At 61.3% G+C, this 12,241-nt stretch carries 11 protein-coding genes and 1 tRNA gene; 5 read left to right on the top strand and 7 right to left on the bottom strand.

Annotated elements, in window-relative coordinates; genetic code table 11:
- Positions 1-77 precede the first annotated feature (77 nt).
- The 3 genes from purF to ACLB1Z_RS10990 all read left to right on the top strand — a co-directional run bounded on the left by purF (position 78) and on the right by ACLB1Z_RS10990 (position 2,940).
- Positions 78-1,568 (top strand): amidophosphoribosyltransferase, encoded by a 1,491-nt coding sequence (purF, locus tag ACLB1Z_RS11000; RefSeq protein WP_409559903.1) that lies wholly within the window; start codon positions 78-80, stop codon positions 1,566-1,568.
- Between the two features lie 41 nt (positions 1,569-1,609).
- A complete protein-coding gene (locus ACLB1Z_RS10995; RefSeq protein WP_409559902.1) occupies positions 1,610-2,341 on the top strand; it encodes an SDR family NAD(P)-dependent oxidoreductase in 732 nt (243 codons plus the stop codon).
- A gap of 230 nt (positions 2,342-2,571) precedes the next feature.
- The gene (locus ACLB1Z_RS10990) at positions 2,572-2,940 is read left to right on the top strand and encodes a DUF930 domain-containing protein (protein WP_409559901.1); all 369 of its coding nucleotides are present in this window, start codon (positions 2,572-2,574) and stop codon (positions 2,938-2,940) included.
- 28 nt (positions 2,941-2,968) lie between these two features.
- Here ACLB1Z_RS10990 and ACLB1Z_RS10985 read toward each other — a convergent pair whose 3' ends face one another.
- The 7 genes from ACLB1Z_RS10985 to ACLB1Z_RS10955 form a co-directional block, all read right to left on the bottom strand.
- A complete protein-coding gene (locus ACLB1Z_RS10985; RefSeq protein WP_409559900.1) occupies positions 2,969-3,766 on the bottom strand; it encodes an MBL fold metallo-hydrolase in 798 nt (265 codons plus the stop codon).
- Entirely contained in the window at positions 3,763-4,581 is an 819-nt protein-coding gene (locus tag ACLB1Z_RS10980) for a TatD family hydrolase (protein ID WP_409559899.1), read from the bottom strand. The genes ACLB1Z_RS10985 and ACLB1Z_RS10980 overlap by 4 nt, the downstream gene beginning before the upstream one ends.
- A gap of 53 nt (positions 4,582-4,634) precedes the next feature.
- Entirely contained in the window at positions 4,635-6,185 is a 1,551-nt protein-coding gene (metG, locus tag ACLB1Z_RS10975) for a methionine--tRNA ligase (protein ID WP_409559898.1), read from the bottom strand.
- A 48-nt stretch (positions 6,186-6,233) separates the two neighbouring features.
- Entirely contained in the window at positions 6,234-7,355 is a 1,122-nt protein-coding gene (locus ACLB1Z_RS10970) for a DNA polymerase III subunit delta' (protein WP_409559897.1), read from the bottom strand.
- Positions 7,355-7,984: a dTMP kinase gene (gene tmk, locus ACLB1Z_RS10965; RefSeq protein ID WP_409559896.1), complete on the bottom strand. Its 630-nt coding sequence runs from the start codon at positions 7,982-7,984 to the stop codon at positions 7,355-7,357. Before tmk ends, ACLB1Z_RS10970 begins: the two co-directional genes overlap by 1 nt.
- A gap of 30 nt (positions 7,985-8,014) precedes the next feature.
- Positions 8,015-9,193, bottom strand: a complete 1,179-nt coding sequence (locus ACLB1Z_RS10960) for a D-alanyl-D-alanine carboxypeptidase family protein (protein WP_409559895.1) — start codon at positions 9,191-9,193, stop codon at positions 8,015-8,017.
- A gap of 121 nt (positions 9,194-9,314) precedes the next feature.
- The gene (locus ACLB1Z_RS10955; RefSeq protein WP_409559894.1) at positions 9,315-10,529 is read right to left on the bottom strand and encodes a septal ring lytic transglycosylase RlpA family protein; all 1,215 of its coding nucleotides are present in this window, start codon (positions 10,527-10,529) and stop codon (positions 9,315-9,317) included.
- Between the two features lie 219 nt (positions 10,530-10,748).
- Between ACLB1Z_RS10955 and ACLB1Z_RS10950 the strand changes: the two genes are divergently transcribed.
- Positions 10,749-10,838: transfer RNA gene (locus ACLB1Z_RS10950), tRNA-Ser, on the top strand.
- A gap of 86 nt (positions 10,839-10,924) precedes the next feature.
- The gene (locus ACLB1Z_RS10945) at positions 10,925-12,163 is read left to right on the top strand and encodes an MFS transporter (protein ID WP_409559893.1); all 1,239 of its coding nucleotides are present in this window, start codon (positions 10,925-10,927) and stop codon (positions 12,161-12,163) included.
- Positions 12,164-12,241: the final 78 nt, after the last annotated feature.

Below are 12,241 nucleotides of genomic sequence, written 5' to 3'. Positions count from 1 at the left end.
GCGGCGACGGCACGTTCGGAATTTAGTTACCCGGCGTATCGGGCAGAGCAGGGCGGCTCAATCGCGGGAGGTGCCTTATGGCACAGCAAGGCGGCGCGACGACGAAAATCGATGGCCTCACGTTCACGCGCTATGGCGATGATCGCCTACGCGAAGAATGTGGCGTCTTCGGTATCTTCGATCATCCCGATGCGGCGGCGATCACAGCACTGGGTCTACATGCCCTGCAGCATCGCGGCCAGGAAGCAGCCGGCATCGTCTCTTATGATGGCCGCAACTTCCACTCCGAGCGCCGCATGGGCCTCGTCGGCGACAACTTCTCGAAACCGGAAGTTCTCGCCCGCCTCAAAGGCCGTATGGCCATCGGCCACGATCGCTACTCGACAACCGGCGATCCCCTCATCCGCAATGTCCAGCCGCTTTTTGCCGACATCGATACCGGCGGCTTCGCAGTCGCCCACAACGGCAACCTCACCAATGCTCTGACGCTCCGGCGCGAACTGATCTCATCCGGCGCCATCTGTCAGTCGACCTCCGACACGGAAGTCATTCTTCACCTTCTCTCCCGCTCCAAGAAGCGCCGCATCGTCGAGCGCCTCGTCGATGCGGTTCGCCAGGTCGAAGGCTCTTACGCCCTCGTCTGCATGACCAACGACATGATGATCGGCGTTCGTGACCCGGTCGGCATCCGCCCGCTGGTCATCGGTCGCCTCGGCACCTCTTATGTGCTCGCTTCTGAAACCTGCGCGCTCGACATGGTCGGCGCCGAGTTCCTGCGCGAAGTCGATAACGGCGAAGTCGTCGTCATCACCGACGAAGGCCTCGAAAGCCACCGCCCCTTCCCGATGCGCCCAGCGCGTCCATGCATCTTCGAATACATCTATTTCGCGCGTCCGGATTCCATCGTCGGCGGCCAGACCGTTTATGATATCCGCAAGCGCATGGGCATCGAACTGGCGCGCGAATCCGCGCCCGCCGCAGACGTCATCGTGCCGATCCCGGATTCCGGCGTGCCGGCTGCTATCGGTTTCAGCCAGCAGAGCGGCATCCCGTTCGAACTCGGCATCATCCGCAATCACTACGTCGGCCGAACCTTCATCGAGCCTGAGCAGCGCATCCGTCAGCTCGGCGTCAAGCTCAAGCACTCGGCGAACTCCGGCGTCATTCGCGGCAACCGCGTCGTCCTGATCGACGACAGCGTCGTGCGCGGCACCACGTCGAAGAAAATCGTCCAGCTCATCCGCGACGCGGGCGCAGCGGAAGTCCACATGCGGATTTCCTCGCCACCGATTACGCATCCGGATTTCTACGGCATCGACACGCCGAGCAAGAAAGACCTGCTCGCCGCCAACATGTCGCTCGACGAAATGCGCGACTTCATGGAAGCCGACAGCCTTGCCTTCCTGTCGGTTGACGGCATCTATCGCGCCATCGGTCTTGAAGGCCGCGACAACCGTGCGCCGCAGTTCACCGATCACTGCTTCACCGGCGATTACCCGACCAATCTCACCGATTACGGTGGCGAAGCCATTCCGAGGCAGCTATCCCTTCTCGCCGAAGTCGGCTGATGAGGGCGGCCTGTCCGTCCGTTGCTTTTGAAGAGTGACACATGACGGACACTCCCCTCTCAGGGCGCATTGCGCTCGTCACTGGCGCGTCCCGCGGTATCGGCCGCGCCGTTGCTCTCGGCCTCGCGAAATCCGGAGCTCACGTCATCCTGGCAGCGCGATCGCTCGGCGGGCTCGAAGCGGTTGACGATGAGATCCGGGCACTTGGCGGCGCCGCGACCCTTCTTCAGCTCGACCTCAAAAAAGGCGACCGGGTCGATCAGCTCGGGCCGACAATCTATCAGCGCTGGGAGCGCCTCGATATTCTGATCGCCAACGCCGGTATCCTCGGCCCGCTCTCCCCGCTCGGCCACACGACCGACGAAGGCTTTCTCTCCACCATCGATATCAACCTCAACGCCAACTGGCGTCTGATCCGCACGCTCGATCCGCTGCTGAAGCGTTCCGACGCCGGCCGGGCTGTGTTCGTGACGTCGGGCGCCGCCAGCGGCAAATACGCTTACTGGGGCGCCTATTCCGCGTCGAAGGCCGGTCTGGAAGCGCTCGTCAAAACCTGGGCCGCCGAACTCCAGAGCACGTGCGTTAAAGCCAATCTGATCAATCCTGGTGCCACGCGCACACAGATGCGTGCCAAGGCATTTCCGGGCGAAGATCCTGAGACGCTTCCCGCTCCTGAAGATCTCGTTCCCCTCTTTCTCGAACTTGCATCGCCGCAGTGCGAAAGAAACGGCGGGATCATAAACTTCCGCGAATGGCGCGAGCCATTAGCCTAGCGAGCGCCATATTTACTTTTTCGACAGCTGCCGTCCCTAGACTCCCGAACCATCGATGGAATCTGCGTCGCGCATTGCAGGCGAGGTCTGCAGTGACGGATGTCGCCTCATTACGGTCACATCAACGCGCGTTTTGACGATCGCGGTCGGGGGGCCGCTTCCGGTCGTTCCGGACTGATGGGGAATTCAAAGGGGAAGTCAGGGGAATGCTCTCGAAGAGAAGTCTTGTATTGTTGCTTACGTTTGCGGGCAGCACGCAAACGGCGTTGGCGGATGCTTCGATGGACCGCGTGCTCAAGGAGCTTCAGCCGGAAGAACGTGCGCATCAGGTCTGCAATCTTCGCGGCATCGACGCCGTCCGCAAAGGAAGCCATTTGAAAGGCATCGACCGCGTCACGACGACCATTCAGAAGCCGGCGATATTCAAGGACAACGTCGTCACCGCAAAAGGCGGCGCAGTGCGCGCCAACAACCGCTGGTATTTTCTCGATTTCACCTGCACGGTCACGCCTGACCAGATGCGAGCGAAAACATTCACGTATAAGCTGGGTGGTCTGATCCCCGAAGCGAAATGGGACGATTACGGCCTTTGGCGATGACGTCAGGCGGCGTTCGCGCCGCCCTTCCTCAGGTAAACGAAATCATCATGCCGTCGTAAGCCGGCTCCACGCCCGCAGGCAATTCGCGCGCCAGCGTCGCGTAATCGAGTTCGCTCGTCATGTGCGTCAGGATCGTGCGCTTCGGCTTCAGACGCTCGGCCCACATCAGTGCCTGCTTCACGCTGAAATGGCTTTCGTGCACGCCGTGACGCAACGCATCGACGATCCAGACGTCGAGGCCTTCAAGCAGCGGAATGGACTCCGCTGGAATGTCATTGATGTCCGGCGAATACGCGAGATTGGAAACCCGGTACCCGAGCGACAGGATCGAACCGTGATGCTGCTGGATCGGCCGTGCCGTGATCGTGCCGCCGCCGCCCGCAATTGCGACCGGTGTTACGCCGTCGATCTCATGACCGTTGAGCATCGGCATGTACGCCGATCCGGGCGGCGTCTCGAAGCAATACGAAAAGCGCGACTTCAAGCTGTCGCCCGTCGCCTTGTTGAAATAGACCTCGACGCGCCGCTTCATCGAAAAAGCGACCATGCGCAGATCGTCGATGCCGTGCGTGTGGTCGGCGTGATCGTGCGTATAGAGCACGCCGTCGAGCGCGGTGAGACGCGTCGACAAAATCTGCTCGCGAAAATCCGGGGAGGTGTCGATGAGAACCGACGTCCGCCCGCCCGACCCGGTGCGTTCGATCAGCGCCGAGCAGCGCAGACGCCGGTTCTTCGGATTCTCAGGATCGCATGCCCCCCAGTTCATGCCAATGCGCGGCACGCCACCGGAAGAGCCGCAACCCAATATCGTGCATCTGTAGTTCATGCTGCGGCAGACCCGCCGTCTATGGAAGGAAGAGATTTCGGCGGCTTTGCCTTGCTGTAGAGCCGGAAGAAATTCGCCGTGGTTGCGGCAGCAATCTCGTCAGGCGTGACGCCTTTCACATCGGCCAGCGCCGCCGCTGTGCGCACGACATAAGCCGGCTCGTTGCGCTTTCCCCGGAACGGAATGGGCGCGAGGAACGGCGCGTCCGTTTCGACAAGCAATCGGTCGAGCGGCACGTCGCGCACGATCTCGCGCAAGCCCTCCGAGTTTTTGAAGGTAATCACGCCCGTGAAAGATACGTAAAGCCCAAGCTCCAGCGCGCGCATCGCGAGCTTGCGCCCGCCGGTGTAGCAATGGAGGACGGCCGGAAATGCACCCTTTGCCGTCTCGTCTTCGAGAATGGCGAGCGTATCCTCGTCGGCATCGCGCGTGTGAATTTCGAGCGGCAAACCCGTCTCGCGCGCCGCCGCGATATGCCGGCGAAAACCTTCCGCCTGCGCGGCCGGTGTCGAGGTATCGTAATGATAGTCAAGACCGGCTTCCCCGATCGCAACGACCTTCGGGTGCTTTGAAAGCGCGATGATACGTTCGAGCGGAATGTCGAGCTCTTCGTGCGCATTGTTGGGATGCGTGCCGACCGAGCAGTACACATCCTCGAAGCGCTCGGTAATCGCCTTCAGCTTGTCGAACTCGCGGATCCGCGTCGAGATCGTGACGAGCGTGCCGACGCCTGCCGCGCGCGCCCGCGCGACGACATCATCAAGCTCCGGCGCGAAGTCGGGAAAATCGAGATGGCAATGATGATCGACAAGCATCAGGTCGTTTTACCCTCTACAGGCCGCGCCGCGCCGTGCGGCGCGTTGTCCGCTCACGCCTTGCTTTCCTCCGGCGCGACGTAGCGGGGGAAAACGCCTTGTGGTTCAGGGGTTTTCGTCCCCGGCTTCAGGCGTCCTGTGGCCCCGAGACTTGCGAACATGCGATCCTCCGGCGCAACTGCCAGCAGATCGAGCAGTTTCGCCGCACTTTCGGGCATTACCGGCTGAATGAGGATTGCAAACTGGCGCACGCATTCGGCCGTGACGTACAGGATCGTCGCCATCCGCGCGGGATCTGTTTTCTTCTTTGCCCACGGTTCTTCGGCGGCGAAGTAACGGTTGGCATCCGCGATGACCGCCCAGAGCGCATCGAGATATTTGGTGATGCCCTGCCGTTGCATCTCAGCGCGTACGGTGACGTAGAGCCCGTCTGTCGCAGCGAGGATCGCTTCATCGGCTTCGCTGAGTGCGCCCGGCTGCGGAATAGCTCCATCGCAATTCTTGAAGATCATCGACAACGACCGCTGCGCCAGGTTGCCGAGGTTGTTCGCGAGATCTGCGTTGATCCGATTGACGATGACTTCCGACGAATAGCTACCGTCCTGACCGAACATCACTTCGCGCAGGAAGAAATAGCGCACGGCAGCGCGGCCGAACGTTTCAACCAACTCGAACGGATCGACGACGTTGCCGACAGATTTCGACATCTTCTCGCCGCGGTTGAACAAAAAACCGTGCGCGAAAACCCGCCTGGGCAGCTCGATGCCCGCCGACATCAAAAACGCCGGCCAATAAACGGCATGGAAGCGAACGATGTCCTTACCGATCATGTGGACGTCGGCAGGCCAGTACTTCCACCTCTCGGCGCCGGTATCGGGATAGCCCGCGGCGGTAATGTAGTTCGTCAAAGCGTCGACCCACACGTACATCACGTGCTTCTCGTCGCCCGGCACCGGTACGCCCCAGTTGAACGTCGAGCGCGAAACGGACAGATCCTTGAGGCCGGATCTCACAAAGCTCGCAACTTCGTTCAGTCGCTCTGGCGGGCCGACGAATTCCGGATTGCTCTCGTAGAGTGCGAGCAGTTTGTCCTGATAGGCCGAGAGACGGAAGAAGTAGCTTTCCTCCTCGTTCCATTCGACGGGCGAGCCGAGCGGTTCGCGACGTACGCCGTCTTCGCCGACCGTCGTTTCCTTCTCGTCGAAATAGGCTTCCTGGCGAACCGAATACCAACCGCCGTATCGACCGAGGTAGATGTCACCGTTGGCTGCCATCTTTTCCCAGATCGCCTGGCAGGCTTTGTAGTGACGCGGCTCCGTCGTGCGGATGAAGTCATCGTTCGAAGCGCCGAGAGCTTCGTACATCGAGCGGAAGATCGCCGAGTTGCGATCGGCCAGCGCGAGAGGCGTAATACCTTCCTTCTCGGCGGTCTGCTGCATTTTGAGACCGTGCTCGTCGGTGCCGGACAGGAAGAACACGTCGCGGCCATCGAGACGCGCGAACCTGGCGAGCGTGTCGCTCGCGATCACGGTATAGGCGTGACCGATATGGGGTTTGCCGTTCGGATAGAAGATCGGCGTCGTGATGTAATATTTTTCCGCCACTTTAGGTTCTTTCTGCAGTGCCAGACGCGGCGCGCATGCGCACCCTGCTCAGCCGCGGCTCGCTGCCTCGAGGCGCGCGAAACTTCCGAGGATGAGCGATTTGCGGTCAAGGTTGAGCGTAACGGTGTCAGCCTTGTCGCGGGCCAGTGTTTCCCATAGCTCGGCAAAAGTCGCAAGGCGCTGAGGCCCTATCAGCCGGGCCGCCAGCTCCACGTCTCGCTGTGCCCCCTCGCCCGTCGCCGCCGCCGAGATCAGGCGTCCCAGGCTCGCCTGGAAAAGGTCCATGAAGAGCTGGAATTTCCGGTCCTGGGCTATGGGTTGTAGCTCATCCGCAAGGCCGTGAACGACCCTGAGATCGAGCTTCGGTAGGCTCCCGAGAACCTGATCGATACGCGCCTGCAGGCCGAGCCCTCCGCCCCCAAGCAGGATGAGTGCCCGTCCAACGCTCCCCCCGGCCAGCGGCAGCAGCTTGTCCCAATCATGCTCTTCCGGGAGTGCCATCTCTGCCGCCGTCAGCGCCTGCGCAGCAGCACGCTTCAGGTCGCTGTCCGACAACGGCGGCATGGCAATGACGCGGCACCGCGACCGGATCGTTGCGAGCAACCGTCCCGGCGCCGATGTGATGAGGAGGAAGACCGTTCGCCCTGGTGGCTCTTCGAGCGACTTCAAAAGCGCGTTGGCCGCGTTCTGATTGAGCTCGTCGGCACTGTCGACGATGACGACCCGCCGGCCTTGGTCGCCCGAGCTGAGCGACAGGAAGCCTTTGAGCTTGCGCACCTCGTCGATCGGTATGGTCTGCGGGAAACGCTTCGTCTTCGTGTCGTAGGGGCGCCGGATGACAAACTGTGCCGGATGTGAAAGCGCGCGCACCAGCCGGTCCGTCCGCGAGTCCGGTTCGATCGTGAGACCTTGCCCAAACATATCGCGCTCGTCGGGTTCGGCGAGCGCCGCACGCGCCACGAGATAAGCTAGCGTCGCCTTGCCGATGCCGGCTGGCCCCGCGAGCAACCACGCATGATGCATACGCCCGCCGGCGATTGCTTCTGCGAACACCTCTTGTGCTGCGTCCTGGCCATAGAGAGCACGCGTCTCGCGCGGGTGCGGAAAATCATCGAGCCGATCCGCTTCCGGCAACGCCTCGATGTCAGCCCCCAATGGCGCACGCGCCATCAATCGGCCTCAGCGAGCAGATGCGCGGTGACCGCCTGCCACACGGCCGTCTCGACGCTCGTCACCGGTAGATGGCCGTCGATCAGCACGCAGCGCTGCGGTTCCTGCTCGGCGATTTCGAGGAAGCCCTCTCGCAGCGTCTCATGCGTTTCGATGCGCTCGGCATCGTAACGCGAAAGCGTGCCGCGCAGCTCCGCCCGCTCGATCCCCGCGCTCGCAGGCAGGTCAAGGATCAACGTCAAGTCCGGGTAGTCCGGCGCCACGATGAACTTTTCCAGTTGTTCGATAAAGGCGCGCTCCAGACCATAGAGCTTGCCTTGGTAGACGCGCGTTGAATCGATGAAGCGATCCGAGATCACCCACGTGCCGTCATAGAGCGCTGGGCGGATCACCGACGTCATATGCTCGGCTCGTGCCGCGGCGAAAAGCAGAAGCTCTGTCACCGGATCGGTTGGACGATCCTTCATGATAAGGGCGCGCACGTCTTCGCCGACCGGCGTGCCACCCGGTTCGCGTGTTACGATGACGGGAATACCGGCGCGTTCCAGCCGTTCGGCCAGGCGCTTCGACTGGGTCGATTTTCCGGTGGCCTCGCCGCCTTCGAAGGTGATGAATTTTCCGCGCTTCATGGCTCGCCTCTGCTTTTCGGCGGGCGTAATCTAGAGTGCCAGCCGGCGCAAGGCCATTAGCACAAGGGAGTCGACGCCCTGGCGGACGATCCCGCCGTTCGAAACGTCCTCCGTAGCATAGAGCGGCACTTCGGCCGATGCGCTGCTTGAACTCGAAATACGCAGCGTCGCGACCTGATCGCCTTTTTTCACCGGCGGCTTCAGGGGCGCCTTATAGACGATTTCTGCCGAGATCCGCTGATTTGCCGGATATTTAGGCATCGTAAACATCACGTCGCCCTTGGCGGCGAGCGGTACATACCAAGTCTTCCCGCCCCAGACGCGCGCTTGCCCGACGATCTCACCCGCGTTGAAAAGCTTGACCGCGCTGAACGACTGAAAGCCCCACGTCAGAAGCTTCGCAGCCTCGTCCTTTCGCTGATCCGCTTTCTCTAGGCCGCTGACGACGACGATAAGCCGCTTGCCGTCCTGAACGGCCGAACCGACCAGGCCATAGCCGGCAGCCGCTATATGCCCGGTCTTCATGCCATCGGCACCGATGTTCAAGAACAGCAGCGGATTGCGATTGATGAAGCGATGCTGGCGGTAGCGAAATTCCTTCTGGCTGAAAACCGGGTAGAAGTCCGGATATTCACGGATGACGTACCGCGCCAGTATGGCAAGCTCCCGCGCCGTCATCAGCTGGTGGGGATCAGGCAGCCCCGTCGAATTGCCGAACGTTGATTTTTTGAGGCCGATCCGCCGCGCCTCCTCGTTCATCATCCGCGCGAACGCGCCTTCGGTTCCCGCCATGTTCTCGGCGATGCACATGGCGGCATCGTTGCCCGACTGAACCGCGACCCCCTGAATAAGCTCATCTACCGTCACCGTCGTATTGACCGGTACCATCATCGCCGACGTACCCGACGGCGCGCCGCCGTTGCGCCAGGCGTTGACGCTCATCTTGTATTCGTCGGTCTTTTTAACGCGGCCTTCCTTGATGGCGCGGAAAAGCACCTCCAGCGTCATCAGCTTGCTCATGCTCGCTGGCGGGAAAAGCTCGTCGGCGTTGTGCTGATAGAGGATGGCGCCCGTTTCCGCGTCCATCAGCATGGCATGCGGTGCCTTGGTCGCGAACCCCGTCTCAGCGGCTTCCGCATTTTGCAACAGGACCGCAAGCAGCCCTGCGATCGCAACAATGACGAGCCAAATGCTCCGCGTCTTCCACATCGCTCGAATCGTTTCCGTGTGATGCCGCCTGGCTAGACGACCCGACTGATGGAAACCGAAGTATCCGACTGCATTGAGACATGGTCAACGCCGGGTTAACGCAAATTGTGCAACGAGCCGCTTAATCCATCACGATCGCGGTATTCGCGACACCATATGTCGCAATGCGGCTCTGGGCGCGCGACGCCTCGCCCTGCGAGAAAGGCCCAACGCGGACGCGATAGACTTGCATCCCGTTGCTGGCTTGTAGAGGCGCTACTTCCACCGGACCCAAAGCGCCAAGTTCACGCCTAAGTCTCTCGGCATTGGAGCGATCTCGGAAAATGCCGACTTGCACATACGCGCGTTCGGAATAGCCGCTACTCGCAGGCTCGTCATACGCCGATACGGGCAGATAGGCGTCGCCGTTTTCGGCCGAAGTCTGCGCCGGCGCAAACGGCTGCGGGGCGTCGAATGGCTCGGGCTCAGGTTCCGGCTGACGCTGGGGCGCGGCCGTCAAAGACATGCGCTGCGTAAAATCAGGCTCGCCGATACTCGCCGTCTGCACCAACTGGCGCCGCGATCTCTGGGCCGGTGCAGGTGCTGGCGGCACGGGCTTGCCCGCGAGCGCCGCGCGATAGCTGTTTGGGTCCCACCGATCGGATGCATCTGCAGGCAAGTCGGAGGCATTCGTCTCGGCCGCCGCATATTCGCGCGCGGGCGAAGGCTGGCCCTGATACGGCTGGTTGTTCTGCTGCGCCAGGAATTGCCGTTCTCGGCTGTCGTCGCCATTGAGCGGCGCCAATCCGGCATACCGCACGCGGACGCGTGCACGCCCCTTGCCGACAAAACCAAGTTGCTTGGCTGCCGCATACGACATGTCGATCAAGCGATCGTTGACATACGGTCCGCGGTCGTTGACGCGCACCAGCACCGTCCGGCCGTTGTCGATATTAGTCACATAAGCATAGCACGGCAGCGGCAGCGTCGGATGGGCCGCAGTCAGCGCGTTGGCGTCGAACACCTCACCGTTCGCGGTCCGGCGGCCGTGGAAATCAGCGCCATACCAAGAGGCTACGCCGTATTCATCGTAATTCGGATTATCGCGGGGAACGTACCATTTGCCCGCCACCTTGTAGGGCGAACCAAGTTTGAACTTGCCACCGCCCTTCGCAACACGACCCGACGCAACCCGCGGACTGCTGCTGACGCCGTATTCGTCTTCCGTGAAGGTGGAGCGATTGACGCCGGTTAGGGATTGCGGCGACGGGCTGCTCGAACAGGCGCTCAAAAGCGCCGCGGCACTGACTGCCAGCATCAGCCGGCAGGCAAGCCTCCCGTAAAGGCCCCTGTCCATGTACGCAAACCCAACTCGATACGCTACGCCCGCCCAAGCGCACCCTTTCCGCAACTACACACGGCGAGAATGGCCGAAGCTTGCTGGAATGATGACAAACGCTGCTTAGGATCAGGTTAAGCGCGGGGCTTGAGGCCGGCGCCGGAACCCGCTAGGAGGGGCGATCCGGACAATGCGCATCGAGGCCGCCTCCCAGGGGGCCTCCTCGCAGTGGGTCCTGGAGGGGTGGCCGAGTGGTTTAAGGCACCGGTCTTGAAAACCGGCGTGGGCGCAAGTCTACCGTGGGTTCGAATCCCACCCCCTCCGCCAGCTGCCTGCCCTATTCCGTAAATCGCCAAGCTGGCGTCGCGTTCCAGAGGACTGAGGGAACAACGGCTTAAACACTGGGTGGGGGCATGACACTTCGGACGAGGCAAGCGGCGTGGACAATTGTCGGCTTGCTGTGGGTCGTCTGTCTGCTGAATTATCTCGACCGGCAGCTTGTCGTCGCGATGCCTGGAATGATCAAAGCTGACCTTAAAATCGGCGATGAGAAATTCGGTCTGCTGTCTTCCATGTTTTTATGGATCTACGGTATCTGTTCGCCAATTGCCGGATATGTGGCTGACCGCGTTGGGAAGCGACCCATCGTGATGGCCAGCCTCCTCATCTGGTCGGCGGCGACGTTTCTAAGTGGCGTAGTCACCTCATTCGAGGGAATGCTGCTGACAAGAGCAACGCTCGGCATCAGCGAAGCCTTCTACATGCCGGCCGCCGTTTCGCTCATCGTCGAATTCCACCGGGGGCCTACACGCAGCCGCGCCACCGGATTGCATCTCAGCGGCGTCTATGTAGGCTCTATTCTCGGCGGCCTTGGTGGAGTCACGGCCGAAATTTTTGGCTGGCGCACCGTTTTTCTCGCCATGGGAGCGCTCGGCGTCGCTTATGCCCTCGTCCTTTTGATCCTGTTTCCGCAGAAGACGGAAGAGGCCTATCCCCACTCTCAAGAAGATGCATCTCCTTCGTTTCCCGAAGGAGCTTCACTTTGGTTCCTCCTGTCGGCTCAAGGGTTTCGCCTGCTGCTCTTGATGAACCTGCTCAACGGCGCCGCCTATTGGCCCGTTCGCAATTGGCTGACCGAGTTCTTTCGCGTTGAACTGGGCGTGAGTTCGGCATTGGCGCCTGTTTACGGGCCAATGACCTTCAACGGCGCGGCATTCGCCGGAATGCTAATTGCGAGCAGTCTCTCGGACTGGTGGGCGGTGCGGAATTTGCGGGCGCGGGCTCTTGTCCCTGCGTTCGGCTTCTTGATCGCGTCACCTTTTCTTTTCGTGCTCGGCGCTGCGCAGTCCATCCCCGTCATTCTGGCATGCGTGCTGATTACGGGTATGTCCCAAGGTTTTCTGGACGCCAATCTGATGCCCGCGACCTGCACGGTCGTGGACCCGCGTTGCCGGGCGATGGCCTATGGCCTACTCAATTTTGTTGGCACGACTGCCGGCGGCTTCATGACTTACGTGGGGGGCTGGCTGAAAGAGCAGGACATTCCGTTCAGCGCCACATTCCAATTCGCCAGCATTCTCATTCTGATTGCTGGCGTTCTCTTGATGCTGGTGACACCGGCCCATAGGCGGCAAGTGACTCAAGACGTATAGATGCAGACTGGGAAGGCGCGGTATGGCGACGGCGGCGCGCGTTATTCCGACAACATTTCGAAAAACATCCTCAGCGCT

The sequence above is a fragment of the Hyphomicrobium sp. MC8b genome (assembly GCF_905067615.1).
In the GTDB taxonomy this organism is placed as follows: Bacteria; Pseudomonadota; Alphaproteobacteria; order Rhizobiales; family Hyphomicrobiaceae; genus Hyphomicrobium_B.
The sequence above is the reverse complement of the archived record's forward strand: the minus strand, read 5'-3'. Positions and strand labels throughout refer to the sequence as shown.

Excerpts from the sequence above, each read along its gene's own strand:
- purF (WP_409559903.1), top strand. The coding sequence starts at position 78 with ATGGCACAGCAAGGCGGCGCGACGACGAAAATCGATGGCCTCACGTTC.
- ACLB1Z_RS10995 (WP_409559902.1), top strand. The coding sequence starts at position 1,610 with ATGACGGACACTCCCCTCTCAGGGCGCATTGCGCTCGTCACTGGCGCG.
- ACLB1Z_RS10985 (WP_409559900.1), bottom strand. The coding sequence starts at position 3,766 with ATGAACTACAGATGCACGATATTGGGTTGCGGCTCTTCCGGTGGCGTG.
- ACLB1Z_RS10980 (WP_409559899.1), bottom strand. The coding sequence starts at position 4,581 with ATGCTTGTCGATCATCATTGCCATCTCGATTTTCCCGACTTCGCGCCG.
- ACLB1Z_RS10970 (WP_409559897.1), bottom strand. The coding sequence starts at position 7,355 with ATGGCGCGTGCGCCATTGGGGGCTGACATCGAGGCGTTGCCGGAAGCG.
- tmk (WP_409559896.1), bottom strand. The coding sequence starts at position 7,984 with ATGAAGCGCGGAAAATTCATCACCTTCGAAGGCGGCGAGGCCACCGGA.
- ACLB1Z_RS10960 (WP_409559895.1), bottom strand. The coding sequence starts at position 9,193 with ATGTGGAAGACGCGGAGCATTTGGCTCGTCATTGTTGCGATCGCAGGG.
- ACLB1Z_RS10955 (WP_409559894.1), bottom strand. The coding sequence starts at position 10,529 with ATGGACAGGGGCCTTTACGGGAGGCTTGCCTGCCGGCTGATGCTGGCA.
- ACLB1Z_RS10945 (WP_409559893.1), top strand. The coding sequence starts at position 10,925 with ATGACACTTCGGACGAGGCAAGCGGCGTGGACAATTGTCGGCTTGCTG.